Annotated in this window: 24 protein-coding genes; 8 read left to right on the forward strand and 16 right to left on the reverse strand. The window is 44.1% G+C overall.

Going from position 1 to position 24,772, the window contains the following annotated elements; all coding sequences use genetic code 11:
* Positions 1-62: 62 nt before the first annotated feature.
* On the forward strand, positions 63-896 hold the full coding sequence (locus J7E38_RS14745; RefSeq protein WP_214705238.1) for a hypothetical protein: 834 nt from the start codon (positions 63-65) through the stop codon (positions 894-896).
* 34 nt (positions 897-930) lie between these two features.
* Here the strand turns inward: J7E38_RS14745 and J7E38_RS14750 are convergent, their stop codons facing one another.
* From J7E38_RS14750 to J7E38_RS14760, 3 genes are all read right to left on the reverse strand, one after another.
* Positions 931-3,165 (reverse strand): sensor histidine kinase, encoded by a 2,235-nt coding sequence (locus tag J7E38_RS14750; RefSeq protein ID WP_214705239.1) that lies wholly within the window; start codon positions 3,163-3,165, stop codon positions 931-933.
* The gene (locus J7E38_RS14755) at positions 3,143-3,835 is read right to left on the reverse strand and encodes a response regulator transcription factor (RefSeq protein WP_214705240.1); all 693 of its coding nucleotides are present in this window, start codon (positions 3,833-3,835) and stop codon (positions 3,143-3,145) included. The genes J7E38_RS14750 and J7E38_RS14755 overlap by 23 nt, the downstream gene beginning before the upstream one ends.
* A gap of 491 nt (positions 3,836-4,326) precedes the next feature.
* Positions 4,327-4,791, reverse strand: coding sequence for an HAD family hydrolase (locus J7E38_RS14760; protein WP_214705241.1), 465 nt, complete (start codon positions 4,789-4,791; stop codon positions 4,327-4,329).
* Positions 4,792-4,851: 60 nt separating this feature from the next.
* Between J7E38_RS14760 and J7E38_RS14765 the strand changes: the two genes are divergently transcribed.
* Positions 4,852-5,388: a dihydrofolate reductase family protein gene (locus J7E38_RS14765; protein WP_214705242.1), complete on the forward strand. Its 537-nt coding sequence runs from the start codon at positions 4,852-4,854 to the stop codon at positions 5,386-5,388.
* A gap of 18 nt (positions 5,389-5,406) precedes the next feature.
* On the opposite strand, the gene J7E38_RS14770 is transcribed toward J7E38_RS14765, so the two are convergent.
* Together J7E38_RS14770 and J7E38_RS14775 are read right to left on the reverse strand one after the other, a co-directional pair.
* A complete protein-coding gene (locus tag J7E38_RS14770) occupies positions 5,407-6,387 on the reverse strand; it encodes a DUF4179 domain-containing protein (protein ID WP_214705243.1) in 981 nt (326 codons plus the stop codon).
* Positions 6,365-6,898 (reverse strand): sigma-70 family RNA polymerase sigma factor, encoded by a 534-nt coding sequence (locus tag J7E38_RS14775; RefSeq protein ID WP_214705244.1) that lies wholly within the window; start codon positions 6,896-6,898, stop codon positions 6,365-6,367. The genes J7E38_RS14770 and J7E38_RS14775 overlap by 23 nt, the downstream gene beginning before the upstream one ends.
* A 153-nt stretch (positions 6,899-7,051) precedes the next feature.
* Here J7E38_RS14775 and J7E38_RS14780 point away from each other — a divergent pair, with 153 nt between their 5' ends.
* From J7E38_RS14780 to J7E38_RS14790, 3 genes are read left to right on the forward strand one after another with little or no spacing between them, the layout of a single operon-like run.
* Positions 7,052-8,113 carry an alpha/beta hydrolase gene (locus J7E38_RS14780; protein WP_214705245.1) on the forward strand — a complete coding sequence of 354 codons (1,062 nt, stop codon included), beginning with the start codon at positions 7,052-7,054 and terminating at the stop codon, positions 8,111-8,113.
* Positions 8,097-8,969, forward strand: coding sequence for an alpha/beta fold hydrolase (locus tag J7E38_RS14785; RefSeq protein ID WP_214705246.1), 873 nt, complete (start codon positions 8,097-8,099; stop codon positions 8,967-8,969). Before J7E38_RS14780 ends, J7E38_RS14785 begins: the two co-directional genes overlap by 17 nt.
* A 10-nt stretch (positions 8,970-8,979) precedes the next feature.
* On the forward strand, positions 8,980-9,357 hold the full coding sequence (locus J7E38_RS14790) for a VOC family protein (RefSeq protein ID WP_214705247.1): 378 nt from the start codon (positions 8,980-8,982) through the stop codon (positions 9,355-9,357).
* Positions 9,358-9,446: 89 nt separating this feature from the next.
* Here J7E38_RS14790 and J7E38_RS14795 read toward each other — a convergent pair whose 3' ends face one another.
* Positions 9,447-10,322, reverse strand: a complete 876-nt coding sequence (locus tag J7E38_RS14795) for an SGNH/GDSL hydrolase family protein (protein ID WP_214705248.1) — start codon at positions 10,320-10,322, stop codon at positions 9,447-9,449.
* A 258-nt stretch (positions 10,323-10,580) separates the two neighbouring features.
* On the opposite strand from J7E38_RS14795, the gene J7E38_RS14800 reads away from it, so the two are divergent.
* Entirely contained in the window at positions 10,581-11,837 is a 1,257-nt protein-coding gene (locus J7E38_RS14800; RefSeq protein ID WP_214705249.1) for a GGDEF domain-containing protein, read from the forward strand.
* Positions 11,838-12,690: 853 nt separating this feature from the next.
* Here the strand turns inward: J7E38_RS14800 and J7E38_RS14805 are convergent.
* From J7E38_RS14805 to J7E38_RS14835, 7 genes are all read right to left on the reverse strand, one after another.
* Positions 12,691-13,071 carry a hypothetical protein gene (locus J7E38_RS14805; RefSeq protein WP_214705250.1) on the reverse strand — a complete coding sequence of 127 codons (381 nt, stop codon included), beginning with the start codon at positions 13,069-13,071 and terminating at the stop codon, positions 12,691-12,693.
* A 16-nt stretch (positions 13,072-13,087) separates the two neighbouring features.
* Entirely contained in the window at positions 13,088-13,435 is a 348-nt protein-coding gene (locus J7E38_RS14810) for a DsrE/DsrF/DrsH-like family protein (protein ID WP_214705251.1), read from the reverse strand.
* Between the two features lie 168 nt (positions 13,436-13,603).
* Positions 13,604-14,101 (reverse strand): cupin domain-containing protein, encoded by a 498-nt coding sequence (locus tag J7E38_RS14815; RefSeq protein ID WP_214705252.1) that lies wholly within the window; start codon positions 14,099-14,101, stop codon positions 13,604-13,606.
* A gap of 84 nt (positions 14,102-14,185) precedes the next feature.
* Positions 14,186-15,034, reverse strand: coding sequence for a KPN_02809 family neutral zinc metallopeptidase (gene ypfJ / locus J7E38_RS14820; RefSeq protein ID WP_214705253.1), 849 nt, complete (start codon positions 15,032-15,034; stop codon positions 14,186-14,188).
* Between the two features lie 214 nt (positions 15,035-15,248).
* Positions 15,249-16,376 (reverse strand): NAD(P)/FAD-dependent oxidoreductase, encoded by a 1,128-nt coding sequence (locus J7E38_RS14825; protein ID WP_214705254.1) that lies wholly within the window; start codon positions 16,374-16,376, stop codon positions 15,249-15,251.
* Positions 16,377-16,451: 75 nt separating this feature from the next.
* Positions 16,452-16,901, reverse strand: a complete 450-nt coding sequence (locus J7E38_RS14830; protein WP_214705255.1) for a hypothetical protein — start codon at positions 16,899-16,901, stop codon at positions 16,452-16,454.
* 13 nt (positions 16,902-16,914) lie between these two features.
* The gene (locus tag J7E38_RS14835; protein ID WP_214705256.1) at positions 16,915-17,373 is read right to left on the reverse strand and encodes a DUF2243 domain-containing protein; all 459 of its coding nucleotides are present in this window, start codon (positions 17,371-17,373) and stop codon (positions 16,915-16,917) included.
* Positions 17,374-17,573: 200 nt separating this feature from the next.
* Here J7E38_RS14835 and J7E38_RS14840 point away from each other — a divergent pair, with 200 nt between their 5' ends.
* Entirely contained in the window at positions 17,574-18,746 is a 1,173-nt protein-coding gene (locus J7E38_RS14840) for an MFS transporter (RefSeq protein WP_214705257.1), read from the forward strand.
* A 50-nt stretch (positions 18,747-18,796) separates the two neighbouring features.
* On the opposite strand, the gene J7E38_RS14845 is transcribed toward J7E38_RS14840, so the two are convergent.
* Positions 18,797-20,422 (reverse strand): ATP-binding protein, encoded by a 1,626-nt coding sequence (locus tag J7E38_RS14845; RefSeq protein ID WP_214705258.1) that lies wholly within the window; start codon positions 20,420-20,422, stop codon positions 18,797-18,799.
* 179 nt (positions 20,423-20,601) lie between these two features.
* Between J7E38_RS14845 and pepF the strand changes: the two genes are divergently transcribed.
* Positions 20,602-22,419 (forward strand): oligoendopeptidase F, encoded by a 1,818-nt coding sequence (gene pepF / locus J7E38_RS14850; protein ID WP_214705259.1) that lies wholly within the window; start codon positions 20,602-20,604, stop codon positions 22,417-22,419.
* Positions 22,420-22,461: 42 nt separating this feature from the next.
* Here pepF and J7E38_RS14855 read toward each other — a convergent pair whose 3' ends face one another.
* Both J7E38_RS14855 and J7E38_RS14860 read right to left on the reverse strand, forming a co-directional pair.
* Positions 22,462-23,049, reverse strand: a complete 588-nt coding sequence (locus tag J7E38_RS14855; protein WP_215038660.1) for a hypothetical protein — start codon at positions 23,047-23,049, stop codon at positions 22,462-22,464.
* Positions 23,050-23,063: 14 nt separating this feature from the next.
* Positions 23,064-24,239: a ParM/StbA family protein gene (locus J7E38_RS14860; RefSeq protein ID WP_214705261.1), complete on the reverse strand. Its 1,176-nt coding sequence runs from the start codon at positions 24,237-24,239 to the stop codon at positions 23,064-23,066.
* Positions 24,240-24,772: the final 533 nt, after the last annotated feature.

Raw genomic sequence — 24,772 nt, forward strand, 5'->3', positions numbered from 1 at the left:
ATAATTTCAAAGAATTAGCAAACATTATAGCTATATACTTTGTAAAAGCTGGAGTGTTGGATATGAAAAAAAACAAACTCGCAACAAAGAACACTCTTCCCTTTCTGCTCCTGGCTGTCATTCATGTCTTTCTTTTTTTCATATTCACGAAAAGAGGCCGCCAAAAGAATATATGGACCCTGCTGCTCTCCAATATCGGTATGGCCTATCTATTCGAGTACCCGGTCCTTAATTTGTTCAAAGGGTATTCATATAAACCAAAAATCCTTAAAAAAAAGGCCCATGATCAAATTCTTGGAGCGATTTTATCGCAGGGATTTTATGTTCCCATCACAGCTACCCTCCTTACTTTGTACCGGAAAAATGGATACTGGAAGCTCGGCAGCACATTGATCTATTATGGGATCGAACGGTATTTCCTGCGTTTAAAAATCTATAAAGCCTACTGGTGGAAGCCTTCCTATACAGTATTCTTTATGAATATTTATTTTTATATCAGCGATCGGTTTTACAAAGCGCTGAATGCAGAAAAAAAGTGGGCACTGGTGATTGCCCAATATCTCTCAACTGAAGTCATCTGTGTTACATTGCTCTATATTTCGGCGGTCGGCAGGAAAGTCCGTTTTGGGCGGGGAATCTACCACTCATGGCGCGAGCATTTTATCATCGCTCCGCTCTATAGTCTGGTCCGGGCAGTTTTCTTTGTCATCAACTCTTCAAGGCAGGGGATCCTCCCACGGCTGACCATGTTCTTGGGATTGACGGGTATGGATTGGATTCTGGAGAGGACCGGCCTGTTGAAAATGCGATTGAACAAGCTCTGGAATATCTCATTCAATGCGGTGATGGTCCTGCTATCAAGGTTTCTTTACATAAAAATCCGCCAAAAACAGTGAAATCCCCCTCTGCATAGCAAAGGGGATGTTGGTGTTACGCTAATTGGTCAAGGACGACCGTTACCTTGAACAGGTCTCCGTCGACTTCGATGTCAAGCGAGCCTTCGTGCAGGTCGACAATCGATTTGGCGATCGCCAGCCCCAGCCCTGAACCATCTGTATGGCGCGACTGGTCACCGCGTTTGAAGCGCTCGAACAGTTCATCCAGGTCCTCGCCCAGCTCGTATTTGGTGATATTTTTAAAAGTGAGCACCACCTGGTTTTGCTCTTCTTTTACCGAAATATAGACCCTCGTATTCTCCAGCGCATACTTCAGGATATTGCCGATCAGGTTATCGAACACCCTCCAGAGCTTTTGCCCGTCAACAAAGGCATAAACTGGATGATCCGGCTGGGAAACCCGCAGCTGCAAGGACGACTGGCTCAGTGCTTCATTATGCTCGGCCAATGCCTGCTGCAGCAGCTGATTGAGGTCGACCTTTTCCTTGTGAAGTTCAATATTGCCGCTCGCCATTTTCGTTGCCTCGAACAGGTCATCGATCAGCACTTTCAGCCTCTTCGATTTACGGTCCAGGATTTCAAGATAAGACTCACGGTCCTCTGGTGCCAGGTCAGGCGTTTTAAGGAGCTCTGTATACGTTATGATCGAAGTCAGCGGAGTCCTGAGGTCATGGCTAACATTCGTGATCAATTCCGTTTTTAGTCGCTCGCTTTTTGCCTGTTCCTTGTTGGACATGTTCACCGCTGTCCTCAGGTCATTGATATTAGCCGCATGCCTGGCGATTGCCGACTTTCCTTTCACCGGTATATCCGCGCCTAAATTGCCTGCAGCCAGTTCTTCTGTATGCTTCATTACTTTATTCAGATAGCCAGCTTTCCTCATGATGAAGATGAAAATCGGAAGACTGATAACACCAATAATGAAAGCAATGACGATTACATCCCCTCCGCCTGCTGCAACGGCTGCAACAAACAGCATGCCCATCATAAACGCGATCCCAAGGATAACAAGCAGCTGGAATCCGATGCTCTTGATTAAAAATGCATTTAGAATGGAGTGATAGCTTTTTACTAAAAGGCTGTTACTCAGATCCTCTTTCAGCTTTGGCCAATCATTGCGGTACTCTGAAAGGAACCTCAGCTGAATCCACCCGAATGCCAGCAATGAAGCTGCAGCAACCAGGCTGACGATCAGCTCGGTTAGGGTAGCGAAGACGTTTGAATGATAATAAACAAATTGTTCACTAATCAGCGTCATAGAAAGCAGCAGGAAAAACCCTGTTATTAAAAGCAAAACTGCTCTTACATCCAGCGGGATTCTCCTATAGAAGGGCTTCCACTGGTCGAATGTGCCAAAAACGGTTGCCGGTTTCCGTTTTGCCAGGAAATAGCTCGCAATCAGGGCTGCGATACTCGCTAAAAGATAACCGAAAAATAGTTTTTGTCCTTTCTGGTAGTCTTGATAATTCATGATAGCGGTATTATTTTCTGATGCGTGCTTAGAAAGCCCGATTTGTCCGGTCATATCCCGGTCTTTTTGATTCTCAAGAATTGCTTCAGCCACTTCATTAAAGGGCAGGAAGTTCTCATTATAACCACTGAACATATAGTTTTTCTGCAAACCCTCGTAATCCAGTACATAATACATATCTTTTTTGTTCAAATAATCAGATGCTGATTCACCCTTCGAAACATTAAGGTTCGTATAGACTTCTCCTGTTTCATTGTCTTTTAGGTGATATTTGAATGCATCCCCTAAATTGTTGAATTCACGGCGATAACTTTGAAGCTCCTTGTAAAATTCATCAATTTTCTTCTCTTTTTCTTTCACGATTTTAGCGCGGACATATTCATCGCTGTTGAAGTTCTCTGTGATATCCGCAATCTTTTCGTCTCTTTCCTTCTTAAGAACCTCTTCAGCTGCCTTGTTTTCTGAATCGATGGCCGCCCGGATCTGGTCTTCATATTGCATTCCAATATTTGAAATTTGATCACTGAGATTGCCATATCTTGTACGATGTTCTTCAATTTCCTCTTCTGAAACAGTGATCTGCTTCTTCATTTCTTCTTTTGGCATTTCATAAAGCTCGTAGACATTCAGCATGGCAATGAACTGATCCATTTGTGAGTTGAATTCTTCCGACTCAAAATAATCGCCATGCATGTACCTGCTGCCATTGGTCAGCACTGAAAACATCCCGCTCAAGCCAAATGCAATCAGAAGCACCCAGGCCACAAATAAATACTTACTTTTCGATTTTATATCCAATCCCCCACACCACCTTCAAAAATCTTGGATTCTTCGGATCGATCTCTATTTTTTCGCGGATCTTGCGGATATGGACGGCCACTGTGTTTTCGGCATTGTAGCTCGGCTCCTTCCATACACGCTCATAAATGTCATTAATGGAGAACACTCTGCCAGCATTCGTCATCAGCAATTCGAGGATCTTGTACTCGATTGGCGTCAGTTTTACTTGTTCGCCATGGCCGGTGACCTCCTTCGAGGACTGGTCAAGTGTCAGGCCATTCAGGTCAATCACCTTCGTCTTCCCTTCGTATGTACCGAGGGTGACATACCTCCTGAGCTGCGACTTCACCCTGGCGATGAGTTCCAGCGGATTGAACGGCTTCGTTACATAATCATCGGCACCGACCTGAAGCCCAAGAATTTTGTCCGTATCCTCCGCTTTAGCGCTCAAAATGATGATCGGGATATTCTTGTCTTCCCGAATTCGGAACGTCGTCGTAATCCCGTCCTGACGGGGCATCATCACATCGAGCAGGATCAAATGGACCGGCTGCTCGTTCAGCTTCTCGATCGCCTCGATGCCATCCGCCGCCTTGATGACCTTGATACCTTCGTTCTTTAAATAAATCTCAATCGCATCCCGGATCTCTTTCTCATCATCCACGACAAGCACATTGTATTGTTCCAAGTTTGAAAACCCCCTTCCCTAACAGGCAAGCTTTGATATTGTCTATTCTAGGCAGTGAACCTTAATATTCACTGAGCATAAATCTTAAGATTTTCTTAATAATGGTAAAAGTGGTGTGTGAATCTATTATATATTTTTATGAAGGTTGAGAGGAAAGGTAATTTTGGAGGTGATTTTTATAAAAAATGAAGCTTTTCTGCAGAGGAAATCGGCTCAACTTCCCGGATATTGAGCCGATTGGGTGAGTTTCATGCCTGTGATTTACTCTTGAATCTTTTTATTGGCGGTTTTCACAATTATATTGGCGATTTTTGAGTTTTATTGGCGAAAAAATTATTTTATTGGCGATTTCACCCTACTTATTGGCGAAAATCAAATTTTATTGGCGAACTGGAAATTCCAGGTGTTTTTTTCCAGTTCAGGCTCGGTGCTTGAAAAGCCATTTTCAGCTTAGCCCAGGTACTTTCGCAAGGCTGTAAAAATTCACCCGGTTACTTCCGGAGTGTAGCGATCAACCGCATGGGATTCAGCAGCAGATCCAACCCATCATTAATACTTTCAATCACCAGATCGCTTTTCAACAGTGTTGTCGTTGCGCAGCCTTCTCTTCCGGCTATGGCAATGGCAAGGTCGGATTCTGCGAACATTGCTTCATCATTTGCCCCGTTGCCCATACAGATTACGCCATCCAGCCCCCGGACAAATTCTCCCTTCTCGTCTGTATGATTCTCTGACTGTAGAATTTGTACAGTGACAGGGAGTCCTTCACACTGCCGGACCACACTGCCGTTTGTATCGGCTGTAATGACATGGATCTCGATTTCCCTGCTCAGCAGCTGGATTCTTTCCCCGACGGCAGAGATCAGCTCGCCGCCAAAAGCAATCGTTCCGTTAAAATCCAGGACCAGATGATGCAGGTTGAACTGGCCTCTCCCCGGGATGTTCAATTCAAGCATGCAGATGCCCCCTCTTATTTGATAGAATAACGTTATTATACACCTGCATGGAGGATATCGATGAAAAAGAACAATGTCATACTGTATATCGCAATGAGCCTGGATGGCTATATCGCCAGGGCGGATGGGGCCGTTGACTGGCTGGATGATGTCGAAGGTGATGGCGATAATGGTTACGGTGAATTTTACAGCCAGGTTGGAACAGTGATCATGGGGCGGAAAACGTATGAGGAAGTTCTGAAACTGACCGATGAATTCCCTTATGCCGGTAAAGACTGCTATGTTCTCACACGGCAGTCCCAGGAAAGCAATTCTCATGTCACCTTTACCGATGAAGATCTGGAAACCCTGGTCTCCAATCTCAAAGAAGTTTCTAATGGGTATGTCTGGCTGGTCGGCGGCGGACAGCTTGTGAAGCAATTCCTTGAAAAAAAGCTGATCGACGAAGTGGAGCTTTATATCATTCCAAAATTGATTGGTGAAGGAATCCCGCTGTTTCCGGATGGCACTCCGCCTGCAGATTGGGAATTAATCAGCACAGGGCGCTACGGTCAGATTGCGGCACTGAAATATACATTGAAAAAAGGCGCTGAATAATGTCCAGCGCCTCGCCTTTTAAAGGTCTATTTTAATAGACTTAAACTTCTCTCCTGAGTCAATTGCGGGCTGGACTTCAATAAAATCCGAATCAAGTACCATAGGAATCGTAATCCGTCTCTTCTCCGTCACCAGGCCATTTTCGGTTTTCCCTTCAAGCTTTGCATCCGAAGTCCCTCCGATGATTTGCTTACCCTTACCATCAAAAAGATCAAGCATGACCCTCTTGCCACCTTCTGGATAGTTCAGAGTATATTCAATCGCCGTCGAAGATTTTCCTGTAATCAATTTTTCGAGCGTGATTTTATGCTGGCCCAGTTCAGTTGACTGACCAAGTTTGCTCGCTTCAAACGGCAGCTGCAAAATCGGCACGTCGAAATTCCATTTTCCCTGTTCATCCTTCCAACTGTCCTTGATTTCACCGATTCCAATGATGTTGAATGGCAAAGTAGATCCTGTTGGCAATTCTGCTCTTGGATAGCTCAACTGGATATGCCCTTTATAGCCTGCTCCATCCGGCACTAATTTCACTAATTCCATCGTTTCTTCAATGTTCGGGTCACGGTCGAAGATTTCATAGAAAGCGTAAATTTCGTCCTTTTCGCCTTTTATCTCCCCTTCTATATCAAAAGTAACACCGATCATGGCACCGTCATAATAAGCATCCGTAACCGTCACATCAATGCCATCATAACTCGCTTGTTCATTCAATTCAGTAATCAGCTGTTGAGAAGCCAGGTTTTCAGCTACCTTGTCATGCTCATACAATTTTGCCAGCAAAGGGATTTCAGCCATCACACTCGCCATTGATGGGAACATGAATCCTGATAATATGAAAAGAGCTGCCGCAGCTGCTGATACTGCCGCTGCTTTAAAAAGCGGCTGCCGTTGTGGTCTCATTTTTTTCCCTTTCCGAACACCAGCCTGAATCGCACTGATAACATCTTCTTCAGGCACTTCAATCTGGCCGACGGATTCAAGAAACGTTTTCTTTTCCATTTGCCTCGCCTCCCAATCTATTTTTCAATTCCTTTCTGCCCCGCTGCAGATAGGTTTTCACGGTATTTTCGGGAATGTCCATACTTCTGGCAATCTCGCTGATTGACAGGTCATGATAGTAAAACAGGATAATCGCTGTTCTGTGCTGTTCTTTCAGCAGAGTAATGGCCTCCATCAGATCCAGGTTCTCCGCGACACGATTATCACCGCTCGAAGGCAGCTCAACCAGTTCGTTAACCGGCATTTCTTTTTCCCTTTTTTTCAAAACGTCATAAGCACAATGAATCAAAATCCTCGTCAGCCAGGTTAAAAAGTATTGTTCATTCTTCAGCTGCCCAATCGCCAGAAATGCTTTGCATGATGTTTCCTGGACAATATCAAGGGCATCCTCCCTGTTCCCCGCATATAGAAAAGCGGTTCGGTATAATCGCTCACTATGTAAAATCAGCAGCTCTTCAAATGCTCTGGCATTCCCCTTCACTGCTTTCTTCACTAGCCTTTCTTCTTTCATTTCCTGACCTCCTTTCACTCTTTAGAGCAGAATCAGGTAAAAAAAGTTTCAACTTTTCCGAGATATTTTTCTAGTACTAAAGTAATATAGTAATAAATGGAAGCTTACCACAGATTCATTTACCATTGATAGTCTTTCAAAAGGGGTGAAGATATGGGCTTTTTCCTTCGCAAGCCTGATTTCCATATTCCCGCAGATGGAATCGATCAGATTAAGACGATTTCAATTGGCGGGATCCAACAGACCATCCTCATCCAGTCCCACTCACCAGAGAATCCTGTTCTGTTATTTTTGCACGGCGGACCTTCCATGCCCCTTCCCGGTGTTTCATCAAGAGGAAAGGATTACACGGTCGCTACCAATACAAGAGAGCTGGTCAAGCATTTTACCGTCGTTTTCTGGGACCAGCGCGGGACGGGAAAATCGTATCACAAAAATATCCCTCCATCATCGATGACCTTTGATCAGCTTGTATCTGATACAGCGGAACTGACGGATTTTTTAAGAGACACATTCAGCCAGGATAAAATCTTCTTGGCGGCCCACTCATTCGGCACTTTGATCGGCATGTATCTATTAAAAAAGCATCCTGAAAAATTCCATTCCTATGTCGGCATTTCGCAGATCATCAGCTGGACGGATAATGATCGGTCAGCTCTCATCTGGGTAAAAGAAGAAGCAAAACGGCGCGGTGACTATAAAGCGTTGAATGAACTGGAGGAGGTTGGAGATCCCCCTTTTACAGAGAGCTATAAACAATGGGGAGTACTGCGAAAATGGCAGATGAAGTACAATTCAATGGTCTATCAGGATGACACCATCAAACATCCCGGCCTTGCAAAAGTGTCCCTCGGTATGCTCACATCAAAAGATTATCGACTGACTGATGTATTCCACTCCTTTTACAGTGGATTCAAGTTGATTTATACAGACGAATTCATCCAGAACATCCCGAAAATCGATGTACAAAAAGATGTACCCCAGGTAATGGTTCCGGTCACGTTCATTCATGGCAGAAAGGATGTCCACGTCTCTGCTTACCTTGTCGAGGAATATTTCAATACATTGAAAACCACCAAGGAGAAGCGTTTTATTTGGACGGAAAAATCAGCTCATCTTTTCCATCCTGAAGACACTGCGTTAATCGAACAGCATCTGATTGAAGAATTGAAGCATATCAAAGCTGAGGTACCGATCCATGAAATCTATTTATAAAAACCTGGCAGGAAAAGAGAAGATCTTAAGCCAGTATGAAGAGTATCTTTCACAGTTCGAATCCCTGATTGGCCGTGATTACGTCAAGACGAGGTTCGGCAGCACGCATGTCCTTAAACTCGGGAAGGAGGATGGAAAGCCATTATTCATTTTCCAGGGCGGCAACTGTATCAATCCGGTCACGTTATCCTGGTTCAAAGGCTTGCTCAAAGAATATAAAATCTATGCACCTGACACCATCGGCCATCCCGGTTATAGTGATGAAACCCGGATTTCAGCCGCGGACGAAAGCTTCGCCCATTGGATACAGGATATAATGGACTATTATCTGATTGAAAAATGTGCATTCATCGGGCCATCATATGGTGGAGGGATCATTCTCAGGCTAGCGGCGTTTTCACCTGAAAGAGTCCAGTGCGCAGTCTTTGTTTCACCTGCAGGGATCATTCTTGGGTCCAAGCTGGAAATGATCAGGAAAATCCTGATTCCGATGCTATCTTACAAGATGAATGGTTCTGCGAAAAGCCTCAAAAAGATTGCCAATCGCATGTCCTTGAACAGCATGAGCCAACTCGATGAGCAGATCATCGGCAACATCTTTAAGTACACGACTCTCGAGCAGGAAATGCCCAAACTGACAACCACGGAAGAAGTGAAGGATTATCATGCACCAACGCTTGTGATTGCCGGTACAGAAGATATATTTTTTCCAGGCGAAAAGATTTTCCAAAAAGCGGAAGGACTTTTTAGCCAGCAACTAGAAATAAAAAGTTATCAGATGGGCCATTTTCCATCACCTGAAAACCTAATAAAAATTGATACAGACATAAGGGCCTTCCTGAAAAAACACTATTAGGAGACATGTCATGCAATCAAATCAGATTCAAAAAATCGGCCAAGTCGGCATCCCTGTAAAAAATATTGAAAGAGCCACTGCTTTTTATCAGGAAAAATTAGGACTGACACTTTTATTTAATACCGATACAATGGCGTTCTTCGATTGTGACGGTGTCAGACTCTTGTTAACTCTGCCAGAAAATGAGCAATTTGCCCACCCGAGTTCCGTGCTTTACTTCCAGGTTGGAGATCTCAAGGCAAAATATGAAGAGCTTCTTGCAACTGGAGTAAACTTCGTAGGTGAACCGCATGTTGTCACAAAAATCGGCAATACAGAAACCTGGATGGTGTTTTTTATGGACCCTGAAGAAAACACCCATGCCTTTATGTCTGAGGTCGTGGCATAGCACGGCTGGCCTCGTGCCTCTTTTCAAGTCAGATGGGAAAGTCCATCAAAAAAACCAAAAAGGATGCTGCCAATGCGCAGAATCCTTTTTTACTGGATTGCTTTCAGTTCATTCTTTTTAAGAAATAGCTCGATTTGATGAGCAGCCATCATCCCTGCTGTGCTGTTTAAATGGATGCCGTCCGTAAGCAGCAAGTATCCATTTCGGACCGATATGCGGTCGAGGCTGTAGCCGTATACAAAATGGTCGGTGACCGCTTTTTCGTACAGCTTCATGCTGTTTTTAAGCGAGCGTCCCCTCGTCTGGCCTTTTCCCTTTAGATAGGCTTTTAACTTTTCGTTGAATGGAAGATAGGAAACATTGTGCATTTCCGCGATTTTTTTGATGACGTCATTGTACTGGTCAATTTCCTTATTCGCTTTTGAAAAGAGGTTCTCACCGGCCACCGGCAGCGACAAAAGCCCGATATTCGCTTGGGTTTCGGCTTTCAGCCTGGCAACAATCAGGGCAAGGTTCTTTTCATACACCAATAATGATGGCTTTTCTAATTGCTCCGCAAGCTTGATATTCTTTTTTGCAAACTCAGGGGCAATCTTAGCTGAGGCGTCATTCAAGCCGACCATGATCACTACATAATCCGGCTGGCAGGCGATCACACTGTCCAGGCGCTGGAGGACATCATAAGCCGTACTTCCATTCACGCCTGCATTGATAAATTGGTAATCCTGGCAGCTCCGCCTCCTGGCAGCGTCTTCAACGAAATTGTAGCTGATATTACCATGGACCACATCGCCGCCGACCACTGCAACAAGCTTTTTGCCTTCCTGGCGCAGGCCTTTTTCCAGGAAAGCATGCGGATGATTGGCAGGCAAGTGTTTCAACCTGCTCTTCCGCTGGTAGTACAGGGACAAACTTACCGCAGCGATCAACAAAAGCACCAAAATCCCGCCAAATAGTAATTCCATGTAAAACCCCTCTCCATTATTTATTAATTAAATATTCTGAATATATAAGATAGAATATTCGACAAACTGCGAAAAAATCCCTTTCTAAGGGTTGTCTCCTGACATAAAAGCTTATAAATCCATTATAGCCCTTTACGATATGCAACAGACAATGAAATGGCACAAAAATTTGCACAAATCAAAAAATTACTTTGCAACTATCTTTAGAATTAGGATAAAATTAGGATGGTAGAGTTTGGGAGAGGGGAATTTTTGCCTATGCTGAAAGCTAGGTTGTATGATTTTACATTATTTTTTGCTGCAATTGCCGTTGCTTTTGGTCTGGGTGTTTTTACATTAGATAAAAATGTGTTTTTAATCGCATTGTTCATTTATTGGTTATTCTCAACCCTTTACAATCATTTGCGAATCACCGCGCAAAACGGGACACTGAAATTCGACTACGGCATCAGCTACAGTTTATCTTTCGGGATTTTCGCGGGGCCGATTGGGCTATTTATTTTCGAGACCATCTTCCGGTTCACCGTTTACTTTTCAAGGAAAAGTTCAAAGACCGCTGATGAAGATGAACTCTGGGATACATTTTACAATATAGGCGCACATGCGCTGATTTACTCCATTGGTTACTTTTTGTTTCAATGGGGTTACCAGGCGTTTAATAATATACCATTTGGTTTTTGGATCCTGATGTGTATACTGACTGTGACCACTACTCTGATTTCCTATACTTTTTTATCGACTGCCTTTTTTATCATGGGCGAAATCAAGAATGTCAAGCAGGCAGTCAGGTTTTTTCGTGAAAGCAATAACTGGCTTGATCTGGGCAAAACAGCGTTCACGAACGGGCTGCTGCTGCTGTTGCTGACAGAACAGAAATGGGAAATGGTTGTCGGCCTGTTCATCCTGAACTACCTTGTGAGCCGCTCGTTCCACTCGAAGTCGCAAAGCATCAAAAACAAGATTGAACGGGACAAGTTCGAACAAATGGCCTATACAGACTTCCTGACGAGGATTCCGAACCGAGCATTGATGGATAAAAAAATGTCCGAATTAAACCAGGCTGGAGAAACAGTCGGCATTGTCGTAGCCGATATCGATAAATTCAAGCTGATCAATGACTCGTACAATCATGCGGTAGGAGACCGGGTCATCCAGCATTTTGCCAATACTCTTAAAAGCTATTTATCTGCGGATGACTACGTCTTCCGCAGCGGCGGAGAAGAGTTCACTATGATCCTGAGAAATAAATCCTTCAGGCAAACCATCGATCTCGTTGAAAAAATCCGGCATGGAGTCGAGACAAGCTCAGTTGAAGTCGATTATCAATCAGAAAAACATGACGTTACCATCACCTCTTCCTTTGGCTTGTATTACTTCAAGGTAAACCAGTATACCTCCATGGAAAAAGGCTATATCTATGCTGACCAGCTCCTTCTGCAATCGAAGGAGCTCGGCAAAAACAAAGTCACCGTCAAGGACGAGCTTTCCCAGAAGACCCCGGTGAATGCCATGTAAAAAGACAGAGAGCCCGTATCTCTGTCTTTTTTTTGATAAAAGTGTGGCCATGTTCTGATTTTGACAGCTTTGATGCTATGGACCTCGAACTTGTCTGAATCCAGAGGTTTTTTTGACAGCTTTGACACTTTGCACCTTAAACCTGTCTGAATCCAGAGGTTTTTTTGACAGCTTTTACGCTTTGCTCCTCAAACTTGTCTGAATCCAGAGGTTTTTTTGACAGCTTTGACACTTTGCACCTTAAACCTGTCTGAATCCAGAGGTTTTTTTGACAGCTTTTACGCTTTGCTCCTCAAACCTGTCTGAATCCGAAGCTTTTTTTGACAGCTTTTACGCTTTGAACCTCAAACATGTCAGAATCCAGGGCCTTTTTTGACAGCTTTTACTCTTTGAACCACAAACCTGTCTGAATCAAGGGGTTTTTTTGACAGCTTTGACACTTTGCACCTTAAACCTGTCTGAATCCAGAGGTTTTTTTGACAGCTTTGACGCTTTGCTCCTCAAACCTGTCTGAATCCAGGGCTTTTTTTGACAGCTTTTACGCTTTGAACCTCAAACCTGTCTGAATCCAGAGCTTTTTTTGACAGCTTTTACGCCTTGCCCCTCAAACCTGTCTAAATCCAGAGGTTTTTTTGACAGCTTTTACGCTTTGCCCCTCAAACCTGTCTAAATCCAGTGGTATTTTTGACAGCTTTTACGCTTTGCACCTCAAACCTGTCTGAATCTGGAGCTTTTTTTGACAGCTTTTACGCTTTGCACTTCAAACCTGTCTAAATACCGGACTAATTTTGACAGCTTTTAAGCTTTATCCCTGGAACCTGTCAAAATTCCTACCATCGCATCCAGCATCACCTTAAAAATGCATGAATAAATTCGCGGTTGCTGCCTCGTTTAATAGCCATTTGATTGGTACTTGTTCGGCTGGGTGGATGAACTCGAAGTCGTCTTTCACATCGAGATCCACGACATACAGCTGGGCACCCATCTCTACGGCTATTCCAAGGAGGTCATGGACGGATGATACTCCAAAGTCATTCAATGCGTTCGATAGATATTCCAGATTTTCAGACGGAACCGATACATACCGTTTATCAAGGATGTTCACTCCTTTGCGGGAAAAAGCAAGGATGACGTCTGCACCTGAGGAGGCAGCCCCAACCGCTACATTCAAGGGAGGATACGCAGACTCCAGTTCATCATGCAAGGCCATCACCACTACCTTCTTCTTCTCCATCAGCCCTTCACCTCCATTAGTAACTTAGCACCGCGTCCGCCTGGTAGGCGGCCTCTAAAAAGGTGGCAACCCCTGACAATTCTGCTCCTTCAACAAGTTCCAGCCCATCAGCGATCAGCACATTCATCTGGCAGCCAAAAAACTTGATTCCCAAATCCATCGCCTGCTGCATCAGTTTTTGCAAATCGATGTTGTGGGTTCTTTCCATGATCTTCAAATACCGTTTATCCAATACCCTGGCGCCATCCAAATCAAAGAAAATCGCCACCTCATTTTCTTCCTCTGCTTTTTTCAGCGCTTTTTTCAAAACATAAGGAACATTGGAGCTCAATGAAACGAAATAAACAAATTTCTTGTTGGCCATCGGCGACCCTTCTTTCGTTTGTTTGCTACAGCTATTTATTTTGTCCAAACGACAGTCTAGCATGAACAGTTTGCACTATTATTATATACCCATTACCGTATTTTTAGAAACAATAAAAAACAGGCAGCCTCGGGTTAGAACCCTTAAATGCTGCCTGTCGATATATCCTTATTTTACCCATTTATGAAGAAGAGGTCCTGAATCCCCATATACCGGGTCTGTTTCCGGCACGGGTACGTTTTTAATTTGGGATAGTGCCTGTGCCCTTGTGCCAGGGTCTTCTGTTTTCAAATCTGGCTGCCTTCCGTTTGGATAGGCACCAACGACGGCAAAATCCTGGCTGCTGTCGATCTTCTTGTGCCCAGTTCCCGCCGGCAGGACGACTACATCCCCAGCTTTCAGCTCAAGTCGTTCTCCGCTGTCACCGCCGATTTGCACGGTTGCGCTGCCTGACTTCACGCCTAACACCTCATGGGCATTGGTATGATAGTGGTGGTAATCGAAAATATCACCTGTCCAGGTTCCTGTCCAATTATGCTGCTCAAATTGTTCCTCCATGCTTAAGTTGTCGACAAAAACACCCTGGTAGACAATGACCGGCAATGTTGGATTGTTTGGAATACTACCTGTGTCCTGTGCAAAAAACGATTGTATTTGTGTTCCCATTGTGGAATTTGCTCCTTTCCTTTAAAAAGTTAAGTGCCACCCACAATGATGGCATCGGCCAGAAAGGCCTCTGCTTATCTCTACCTAAAATCCTCGTGTGTTAAACGTGTCTCCCTGTTCAAGGTTGCCAGCTTTATAACCTTTGTAGAACCAGCTCTTCCTTTGCTCTGATGTACCATGCGTGAAGCTTTCTGGAACGACATAGCCCTGTGACCGTTTCTGGATGGTGTCATCTCCGACGGCACTTGCAGCATTCAGCGCTTCCTCAAGATCGCCTTCTTCAACTACACCCATTCCCTGGGCATGGTGTGCCCATACGCCTGCCAAATAATCGGCCTGCAGTTCAAAACGCACTTGATATTTATTGAATTCCGTCTGATCCAGCTTGCCGCGAAGTGAATTCAGTTTATCGGATGTTCCTAATAATGTTTGCACATGGTGGCCGACCTCATGGGCGATTACATATGCCATCGCGAAATCTCCAGGCGCCTGGAATTTAGTCTGGAGTTCATCATAAAAGCTCAGGTCAATATACAGCTTCTGGTCACCCGGACAGTAAAACGGCCCTACCTGTGAACCGGCCATTCCGCAGGCTGACTGGACACTGCCGGAATATAGCACAAGAGTAGGCTCCTGATATTCCATGCCTTGTTCAGCGAATACATCGGACCACACTTCTTCTGTATCGGCCAGTACAACTGAAACGAATTGGGCCAGTTCCTCTTCCTCTGCTGTTTGCTGGTAGGGAGCAGGCGACTGGTTCCCGCTGTTCGTCATATTATTGAGGACATCACCCATATCGCCGCCTCCGAGGAAAGTCATGACGACCAATAGGATGATACCGCCAAGGCCGCCGCCCATGAGCATGCCTCCGCCGCCACTTCCTCTTCTATCTTCTACATTGCTGCTCGCTCTTCTGCCTTTCCATTCCATGTTGATGGTTCCTCCCTGCTTTATAGTAAACAATGATTAGACATGCTTATTGAATTCCTTAGTGTTATACCCGCTATGAGGCGATTTATTTGCGTTTCCAGGAATATTTTTTGCAGCAGCATGGTTTCCAGCAGTTCAAGGACAGCCTGCAGGGTTACTTTGAAAAATAAAAAGGCAGAACACCAAAAAAGTGTCCTGCTCCCTGTTTCATTGCCTAGGAAATATCCATTTCGATCGCTTCTGATAGATTATACAAGGCAAGATCGATTTCCAATTCTCTGCCTGATGCAAGTTGTGCAAGCTGGTAACCGAGGTAAGGTCCGACTGTCAGGCCTGAGGACCCGAGTCCATTTGCCAGGAAAAGATTCTCGAATCCCGGGACATAGCCAATGATTGGGAGAAAGTTTGGAGCGACAGGGCGGAAGCCAACTTTCGTTTCAATAAAAGTTCCATCAGCCAGGCCAGGTGCCACCTCCAAGCCTGAATCGATGATTTCCTGCATACCGCCAAGGGTCGGCCTCCGATCAAATCCCATATCGTTTTCATGGGTAGCGCCAATCACTACTTTTCCACCATCGAATGCCACGATATATTGAGTATTCGGCGGCATCACAACAGGCCAGTCTCCTGTTTCCTCGGTTTCAAGCTGCAGATGGACGATCTGGGCTTTTTGCGGAGTGATCTTAAGTTCCATCCCAAGCGGCCTTAACAGCTCAGGCGCCCATGCACCTGCTGTGATGATCATCTTATCCGCTTCATATCTCGTTCCGCCGACAATAGCCCCTGTTACCTTGCCGCTGGAAACATCAAGGGCCGCGCTTCCTTCTATCCATCTGGCACCGTGTTTTTGTGCAGACGCTAATAATGCCTGCCGCAGCAGCCGGCCATTCACACGTGCTGCCCCGCTTACATGGACAGAGGAAAACTCCTCGGATAGCGGAGGGAACAACGCCCTTGTTTTCTTTGCATCAAGCTGCTCGATATCGCCTATTTCAGGGGCCTCTTCCCTTCTTTGTATTGCTCTTTCTTCCATTTTGAGTAATTTTTCCGAAACGTTATGGAGGCTGATAGCACCTGTTTGCTTATAGCCGGTTTCATGTTCACCATCTTTTTCTAGCTGTTGTATCAGCGATTTATAATAGGCAGCACCATTTTTCGCCAGGAAATACCATGCCTTGTTCCGCCGCTGGCTCAGCCACGGACAGATGATGCCGGCTGCAGCGTCTGTTGCCTGCCCCGGCTCCCCTCGATCAATGATCGTCACACTGTTTCCAGCCTTCGCTAAATGATAAGCAGTAGAGGCACCCAGAATGCCTGCTCCAATGACCACATATTTTTTCATCCTTACACCTTTTTCTGTAAAAGTTTCCTGTTTACCATTCTACAGAAATTCCGCAACAGACTCAAAAGGCTTATGTCAGTTCACCTCAAAGGTGTGAACAAAGGCTATTTCGTTCCCGTCAATTGCCAAGGAACCGTGATTATTCGCATTCAGCGTAACCTTGAGTTTGTAGATCCCTTTATCCAATTCTCCCAAATTATAATACTTCCCGTACAATCGGTTGACTTTTTTCCCATCCAAATAGATATGGGCATGTCCTTCGTTATAGCTGATCTTTGTTGAACCGGCCTTCTCTGGAGCAAATTCAAAATTCTCCGTTTCTATCGCTAGCAGCCATGAACCTGATGGGTCCTTCATTACCTTCCCCCTGATTCCGGGGTTTTTTTCTCCCGCCGGGACGTTGATTAACTCATGTCCATGACTCCCTCCGTGATCGGATGCTTGGTAATGGCTATTTTGGCTGTGAAAGTAGAGCAGCAATGAGACAAAAGAGAATATGACAATAAAACTGATCGTTCTGTACATGATTTATCCCTCATTAAACCTTGCCATTGGCAGGTCGTTTTCTTCGAATTGCCTCTCCGATGATCACCAGCAACAATCCTAAAGTCAGGAAGGCGATATCATAAAATAAGGCGTTAGGATCACCCGGTTTAACACGATGGATTTTTAAAAGGTGATGATTTACCAATCCCTCAACCAAATTGAATATGCCTGCTCCGGCTAAAAATCCGCCAACAAGCCGGCCAATCCCCCGTGATACCTCTGACGGCCTCCCTGCCAGCCATAAGAGGATCCCTCCGATGACCAGAGCAACTGTCACGCCAAAATGGAAGACCCCATCACTTACTATCTGAGCTTGCCTGGTTGTATCCATTACAACGCTATGCCACTGGAGCAATTGATGAAAAATAATGCCGTCCATCGCCCCCATAAATCCAAAGCCAAGAATAAAACTGCCGATTCCAAGGAAATTCTTTTTCGTATTAGGGCTCATTGTAAAACTCCTCTCGGGGTATATTTCAACTTTTGATTTATATATCCAAACTGACCTGCAACTAACCTTTTATCAGGATAAAAAAGGTTTTCATGAAGGAAAAGTTTTTGGGACTCTCTTTTCGCTATACCCCCACGGTTTCTGATATAATTTTCTTTATCGTTAAAAGTTATCGTTAAAATAATGGAGTGAATGCGCAAATGAATACAAAAAAGGCTCTGCCTATTTTATTTTTAGTCATGTTCCTTGTGATGGTCGGATTTGGGATCATCATTCCAGTCATCCCTTTTTATGCGGAGGAAATCGGAGCAACACCCACACAACTTGGACTGTTGATGGCTGTTTACTCACTGATGCAGTTTTTATTCGCGCCAATGTGGGGACGTATTTCAGACAGGATTGGAAGGAAGCCGGTCATCATGATTGGCATCCTTGGATTGTCTCTATCCTTCTTCCTGATGGCCATTTCCACCCAGCTTTGGATGCTGTTTGCTGCACGAATTATCGGCGGATTATTGTCATCGGCTAATATGCCGACGGTTATGGCATATGTCGCGGACATCACCTCTGAAGAGGACCGCGGAAAAGGGATGGGAATCATCGGGGCTGCTGTTGGACTGGGCTTCATCTTCGGCCCAGCGATCGGCGGCGTATTTTCCAAAACGAGTTTGAGCACACCATTTTACATTGCTGGCGCCACTTCACTCATCACGTTCTTATTTGTCACCTTTGTATTAAAAGAGTCCCTCTCAGCAGATCAGCGCAATAATGAGGAACGGGAGCGCACTTCATTATTGAAAGCCTTCACTGGACCTTTGTCCATGTTGTTTTTGCTTCAGTTGTTCGTTTCTCTTTCGCTATCAGGACTTGAGGCAACTTTTGCCTATTTCGCTGCGGAAAAAGCTGGACTCGGTTCGGTTGAATTGGGCTATATTTTCATGATTATGGGACTTGCCGGTGCGGTTGTGCAAGGCGGTTTAGTCGGCAGATTGACGAAGACACTCGGCGAAGGAAAGGTCATTCAGCTCGGCATTGTTATCTCTGCTATAGGTTTTGGCTTGATTCTTCTGACGAAAGGTTTTGGTACTGCCGCATTATTCCTGACCATTTTCGGTATCGGCAACGGATTGATCCGGCCAAGTGTTTCTTCCTTACTGACAAAAAAGTCGACGACTGGTCACGGCGGAACAACCGGGCTGCTCTCATCCTTCGACTCCCTCGGCAGGATTATCGGGCCTCCTTTAGGCGGATGGCTGTTCTCGCTTGCCATCGGGTTGCCGTATATTTCAGGGATTGTGCTATCAATTGTTGCTCTGATGTTATATCAAGTTTATCAGGCACGAACAAAAAGATCCCATTCTTTAAACCAATAATGACAAAAAGGAGGATGGCATAGTTACCATCCTCCTTTTATTTAACCTTCCTAACTTATTAAGGGCAGTCTGATTTCTACTAATGTTCCATGATCCAGCTTACTATGATAGAAAATAGCCCCATTATGCTGTTTAATGATTTTATGGCAAATCATCAATCCGAGTCCCGTCCCTTTTTCCTTCAATGTATAAAATGGCTCCCCTAAACGCGGAAGCAGTTCTTCTGGAATTCCGGACCCTTCATCTTGAACAGAGATAATACAATCATCATTTATCCCTCTTTGTAGTTTTATATCAATATTTCCACCCTTGGGCATAGCCTCCATAGCATTCTTGAAAATATTCAGGAACACCTGTTTAATCTGGTTTTTCTCACATGTTATGAAGAAATCTGTGCCCAGATAACTGCGGCTGAATTGAATATTTTTCATATTGGCTTGCGGGGATAAGAATTCGACTGTATGATCGATCAAATCACATAAATTGGCCCGGTTGAGCTGAATAGCCTGCGGTTTCCCTAAAGAAAGCATTTCACTTGTGATCGTTTCGATTCTTTCTAGTTCGCTTAGAAGCAAATTGTTAATTTCGTTGGACTTACCTTCTTTTCCATATAGCTGGACAAACCCTTTTATTGTTGTAAGAGGATTCCGTATTTCATGGGCTACCCCTGCAGCCAGTTCCCCTACAATCGATAGCTTTTCAGATTGCAAAAGAATCTCTTCTGCTTTTTTGCGTTCAGATATATCCCGGCTTATTATAACAATGTGCTCAATCACCTGCTCATCACTCATTACCGGCATCCAGCGGGACTCAAAATCTATCCATTTACCACTTTTATCTTGAAAGCGAAACTCTAATGGCATTGATTCTTTATTTTTCATAAGCTGTGTGATTGTTCCTCTGAACTTCACAACATCATCTGGATGAATCAACTTACAAATCTCCGTTTTTTCAAGCTCTTCAACCTTGAATCCCAACACCATCTCATGAGAGGGTGAAAAATAAGTTATGGCATGCTCTTTATCCATTACCATGATGAGATCTGATGTATTCTCGGCTATGAGGCGGTATTTTGATTCACTTTCCTCCAGTGTCTGCTCCATCCTTTTTCGTTCCTTAATAATTCTGTATAACTTTTCATATGACTCAATCAAGATTCCTCCAATAAGGACTCCTATTGAAACAAACAATAAGTATTGAAGGTGGAAAACCGGATTGTCTCTAATGACGTTTAAAATGATTGGTACAGTAATAATATATGTGACTATATAAGAACAGAGCAAAATCATAACTCTTTTGGCTGGTTTCAAATGCATAGTAAATCTGTGAGCAATGACCAAAATGGTCATCACCAAAAACCAGCCAATTATCGCAGGAAACCAGTTTTCAGATTCCATTAACCTTGACGCCAACGCAATACTGCCGGTAATCATGCCTGCACCTGGTCCAAGATAAGCGAAGACCAAAATGATGATCGAATACCGGATATCATATGAGTAACCTTGATCCTGGAATGAGAACATTACAAGTACAGAGGAAACAACACCCCCGTATAATCCTACCCAGAGCCACAGTTGCTTGAGTGGCTTATGATTCAGGTAAGAGCGAATGACTAAAGGAGTACTGACCATTAAAGAAAGCATAGAGAGATTAATTATGTAGTCTATTAAAATCAACTGGCTCCCACCTATAATTTTCCGAATTTATTAATTATCATAAACCAGAGATTACACCTTTTCCATAAAATTTAATTCAAATAGGTCATTATTATTTTTAAATTTTTAAAATAGTTAAATTATAACTTAAACTATTTCGGTATTCGTAGTAATATGAAAGGATAAAGGAGGAGTTAAACATGAATAAAACTGTTGAAAAACGTCTTGCCCGCTCAGAAGTTCATGAATCACTGACTTGGGACCTTAATGATTTATACCCGTCTGATCAAGTATGGGAGGATGCGCTGAAGGAGATTGACGCCGAAGTTAAAAAATTTGACGGCTTCAGGGGAACTTTACATACAGGGCCGAAAGCTTTACTGGAATGCCTTACTGCCCAGGAAGAGTTAACAAAGAAATTGGTCAAGGTCCGTACATATGCAAGCTTGAAGCAATCCGCTGACGGCACTGACCCAGTGAATCAGGCTAATTCAGCAAAGGTCGGCGCAGTTGGCACAAAAGCGATGGCTGCACTTTCCTTTATCTCGTCTGAAATTCTTGAACTTGAAGAAGGAAAAGTGGAAGAATTCGTCCAGGCTGAGGAAGGACTCCAGCCTTTCAAAAAGACTCTCCTGGAGCTTCTTGAAACGAAAAAGCATAAATTATCGCCTGAAACAGAGCAAGTCCTTGCTGCTTTAGGGGAAGTCCATTCAGCACCTTATAACATATACAATATGGCCAAACTTGCGGATATGGAGTTTTCGCCAATCCGGGACGAGGAAGACAACGAATTGCCAGTTTCATTTGCGCTGTTCGAGAGCCGCCATGAATTTTCACCGGATACTTATGTCCGCAGAAAAGCCTATGAATCATTTGTTTCAACCCTTAAACAATATAAAAATACTATCGCTGCCACCTATGCCACCGAGGTTAAAAAACAGGTGACCCTTGCAAAGCTGAGAAACTATGAATCCGTTACCGATATGCTTTTGGAGCCACAGCAGGTAACAAAGGAAATGTACAATAACCAAATTGATATCATCTACAAGGAACTGGCCCCGCATATGCGCCGTTTTGCTCAGTTGAAAAAGAAGGTGCTGGGCCTCGATAAAATGATGTTCTGTGACTTGAAGGCTCCATTTGATCCGGATTTTGACCCACAAATCACTTATGATGAGGCACGACAGCTGATTACTGATTCATTGAAGGTAATGGGTCAGGATTATACAGCAATGATTGAGAAGGGCTTTGAAGAGCGATGGGTTGACCTTGCTGATAATGTAGGGAAATCAACAGGTGCATTTTGCTCGAGCCCCTATGGGTCACACCCGTATATCCTGATTACCTGGGCGGACAATATGCGTGGCTGCTTCACGCTGGCACATGAATTCGGCCATGCGGGCCATTTTTACCTGGCCAATAAAAATCAGCGCATCATGAACGTACGTCCATCCATGTATTTCATCGAAGCACCATCTACGATGAATGAAATGCTTTTAGCTCAATATCTTCTTGATCAAAATAAAGATAACCCGCAGATGATTCGCTGGGTCGTCCTGCAGCTGCTGGGAACTTATTATCATAACTTCGTGACCCACCTGCTGGAGGCTGAGTTCCAGCGCCGTGTATATGCCCATGCAGAAGCAGGCAATGCACTTACTGCTAAAACCCTTACTGAAATGAAAACAGATGTCCTGACAGGTTTCTGGGGCGATACAGTCGAAATCGATGAAGGAGCAGGTCTCACATGGATGCGCCAGCCGCATTACTATATGGGCTTGTATCCATACACCTACTCTGCCGGCCTGACTGCATCGACCGCCGTTTCGCAGTTGATCCACGAGGAAGGGCAGCCGGCTGTTGACCGCTGGCTTGAGGTGCTCCGCGCAGGCGGAACCACGAAGCCGCTGGAATTGCTGAAGCATGCTGGTATCGATATGTCGACTCCAGAACCGGTACGTAAGGCTGTAGGTTATGTAGGATCATTGATTGACCAACTGGAGGCATCGTATAAATAAGAAGCAAAGAAACCCCATGGAGGCCATGGGGTTTCTTCATGCTCACTTATTCATTTTGGCGAGGAAATCTCCCAGCAGGTCGTCCAGATCTTCTTCTGACTCTTCCTGGTCCGGTGTTTCAGTTTGTTGGACTGATTCCCATTCAAATGAATCCAAATCATCATCCATCTCTTCAATTTCAGCACTAGAGGCCGTCTCCTGTGTTACCGGTGATTCCTCTTCTGATGCTGTCGGGTGCATGTTCCTATCATCTTCCTGCAGGTAAAGGGCTTCATCGATTTCAGTTGACTTGCTGTTTAATGAGGCCAGCAGTGCGGTTGCCCGTAATGGATCTGTCAACAGGTGATAGACGATATTGCCCAGCAAAGCCTCAGAATGCTCATGCTTGATCCAATCCCGCTGCGATTTGCTGAGACTTCGAGGGAGAGGGATGGTAATCGTTTCGCGTTCCCTTGAATAGGAATTCCCCACACCTTTGACGACAAACTCAGCAATCTTGCTCGAAAAGTTCCTTCGCTCTGTTTCCTTCAAGTTTTGAAGATGTCTTAAGATATGGTCAGGTGTATCAGAGGGCACACGAAATGACAATGCTTGTCCTCTCTTAATCTCATTTGGGTTGGTTTTTTTCATAGGATCACCTTATTTTAGCTTTTAACAGGTTCAGAAGCGGCTTTGCTGCTCTTCTCTGATTTCTTCACATAATCCATGATGAGCTTATAGTAAGCGTTCGCCATCATCCAGATGCTTTCTTTTTCATCCTCGAAAAATTCGATGTTATAGCCATCAAGATTATTGTTTAATGTTTTGATATATTCTTTTAAAACTGTTGCGCCACCGCCGACAAAATAGCAGATTTCAGTCTGGGAATTCTTTGCCCACACATTGCGAAGCAGGCGGTATTGCTTTTTAGCCAGTTCAAGCAGGATACGGTCCGTGATGTCATGGACGCTTGTACGGCTTCCCTTGACCATGATATGGTTGCGGTCATTCTTGCGCGTAATGATTTCTACAACGTCTGTGCGGCTGTCTAACTCGACGCCATGCTTGCTGCGGATTTCTTCCCTGATTTGTTCAAGCGCTTCAGAAACACCAAGGTTGAAGCCCTGTGCCTTGTCATCATCGACATTGCGGTTCTTGATGACAGCGATATCTGTAGATAATCCGCCGATATCCTGGATCAGGATTCTTCTATCAATTAAATCCTTGTTGATGATTTTCAGGCTGTTGTCCATTACTAGATTGATATAAGCAGCGAAGCCTTCTGGATAAACCTTCACTTCATCAAATTTGATATTTACTTTCAGTCCCTGGTATTTAGGAGTAACAAGGAATTCTACCTGGTGAACGGACCCTACCAGCTTGGAACGGTAGCCAGCATCTTTTCCTTCTTTAACTTCACGAAGCGGAAGGCCAGTACCAAGCGTATAATTCGCATCAATGACATTCTTGCTTTTCGGGAATAGCTTGGCATTGTCTTCATTGACAGCATCCAATGCAAGAGTAGCGAAAAGCATGATCAAGGTCTGGTCTTCCTCCGACTTGCTGCTTCCAGGATCAAGTTCTGTTGCATTATCGCTTTTAGTTGCCAGGTTTCCGACACGATAGATCGCGTTATTTTCTTTCAGGGCAGGGGAGTGGACACGAATATGGATTCCATCAAGCGGATCCTTCGTATCAAGCTCCTCGATACCGATTACAGGACGGTCTTCAGTGTCCCTTGCCACAATATTAGGGATATTCAGTTCGTTATCAAATTCTCCAAAAATAGCTTTAATAGAATCGTTACCAACATCAACTGCTGCAATTCTTGATTTCGTCATTCATATCATTCCTTTTCATTTATGTATACTTACCTACTATTCTAAAGGTAAAGGGAAATAATAGATACTGCAAGATTTACGAGTAAAAAGAAATGTAAATGTAAACATGTAAACAAGATGTAAACCTCACGCTCATTGTATACATAATTGTACACAATGAATACAAATCTGTATACATCCCTATAATTCAATATGTGTACGCGTTTGTATACATGTAAACGTAATTGTGTACGCGTTGTTTACAAAACGTATACATGTCTACATTATTGTATACAACAATATTTTTACCGTATTTTACCTATTGATAGACCTATCAGTTCCCCCTCCCCTGCAGTTGAAAAGAAATTATTTGTTTAGGAGAGAGTCCTAAAAAAAGAGGCAATGTAAATATTGAATTTAATTGGCAAGAATTAAAGATAAGATAGAAGGCGATGTTAATAACAAACGGACGTGAACAAAGCTCCAAAACGTAAATACCCATTTCTTAAAATAAGCATGTGGAACAGGGATGATCTTTTAAACGGGTTCAAATG

It is taken from the genome of Bacillus sp. ISL-35 (assembly GCF_018613355.1).
GTDB lineage: Bacteria > Bacillota > Bacilli > Bacillales > Cytobacillaceae > Mesobacillus.

What these genes read in the sequence shown, in the direction of transcription:
- J7E38_RS14745 (WP_214705238.1), top strand. Translation starts at nt 63, where the DNA reads ATGAAAAAAAACAAACTCGCAACAAAGAACACTCTTCCCTTTCTGCTC.
- J7E38_RS14760 (WP_214705241.1), bottom strand. Translation starts at nt 4,791, where the DNA reads ATGCTTGAATTGAACATCCCGGGGAGAGGCCAGTTCAACCTGCATCAT.
- J7E38_RS14765 (WP_214705242.1), top strand. Translation starts at nt 4,852, where the DNA reads ATGAAAAAGAACAATGTCATACTGTATATCGCAATGAGCCTGGATGGC.
- J7E38_RS14770 (WP_214705243.1), bottom strand. Translation starts at nt 6,387, where the DNA reads ATGGAAAAGAAAACGTTTCTTGAATCCGTCGGCCAGATTGAAGTGCCT.
- J7E38_RS14775 (WP_214705244.1), bottom strand. Translation starts at nt 6,898, where the DNA reads ATGAAAGAAGAAAGGCTAGTGAAGAAAGCAGTGAAGGGGAATGCCAGA.
- J7E38_RS14780 (WP_214705245.1), top strand. Translation starts at nt 7,052, where the DNA reads ATGGGCTTTTTCCTTCGCAAGCCTGATTTCCATATTCCCGCAGATGGA.
- J7E38_RS14785 (WP_214705246.1), top strand. Translation starts at nt 8,097, where the DNA reads ATGAAATCTATTTATAAAAACCTGGCAGGAAAAGAGAAGATCTTAAGC.
- J7E38_RS14790 (WP_214705247.1), top strand. Translation starts at nt 8,980, where the DNA reads ATGCAATCAAATCAGATTCAAAAAATCGGCCAAGTCGGCATCCCTGTA.
- J7E38_RS14795 (WP_214705248.1), bottom strand. Translation starts at nt 10,322, where the DNA reads ATGGAATTACTATTTGGCGGGATTTTGGTGCTTTTGTTGATCGCTGCG.
- J7E38_RS14800 (WP_214705249.1), top strand. Translation starts at nt 10,581, where the DNA reads ATGCTGAAAGCTAGGTTGTATGATTTTACATTATTTTTTGCTGCAATT.
- J7E38_RS14805 (WP_214705250.1), bottom strand. Translation starts at nt 13,071, where the DNA reads ATGGAGAAGAAGAAGGTAGTGGTGATGGCCTTGCATGATGAACTGGAG.
- J7E38_RS14810 (WP_214705251.1), bottom strand. Translation starts at nt 13,435, where the DNA reads ATGGCCAACAAGAAATTTGTTTATTTCGTTTCATTGAGCTCCAATGTT.
- J7E38_RS14815 (WP_214705252.1), bottom strand. Translation starts at nt 14,101, where the DNA reads ATGGGAACACAAATACAATCGTTTTTTGCACAGGACACAGGTAGTATT.
- ypfJ (WP_214705253.1), bottom strand. Translation starts at nt 15,034, where the DNA reads ATGGAATGGAAAGGCAGAAGAGCGAGCAGCAATGTAGAAGATAGAAGA.
- J7E38_RS14825 (WP_214705254.1), bottom strand. Translation starts at nt 16,376, where the DNA reads ATGAAAAAATATGTGGTCATTGGAGCAGGCATTCTGGGTGCCTCTACT.
- J7E38_RS14830 (WP_214705255.1), bottom strand. Translation starts at nt 16,901, where the DNA reads ATGTACAGAACGATCAGTTTTATTGTCATATTCTCTTTTGTCTCATTG.
- J7E38_RS14835 (WP_214705256.1), bottom strand. Translation starts at nt 17,373, where the DNA reads ATGAGCCCTAATACGAAAAAGAATTTCCTTGGAATCGGCAGTTTTATT.
- J7E38_RS14840 (WP_214705257.1), top strand. Translation starts at nt 17,574, where the DNA reads ATGAATACAAAAAAGGCTCTGCCTATTTTATTTTTAGTCATGTTCCTT.
- pepF (WP_214705259.1), top strand. Translation starts at nt 20,602, where the DNA reads ATGAATAAAACTGTTGAAAAACGTCTTGCCCGCTCAGAAGTTCATGAA.
- J7E38_RS14855 (WP_215038660.1), bottom strand. Translation starts at nt 23,049, where the DNA reads ATGAAAAAAACCAACCCAAATGAGATTAAGAGAGGACAAGCATTGTCA.
- J7E38_RS14860 (WP_214705261.1), bottom strand. Translation starts at nt 24,239, where the DNA reads ATGACGAAATCAAGAATTGCAGCAGTTGATGTTGGTAACGATTCTATT.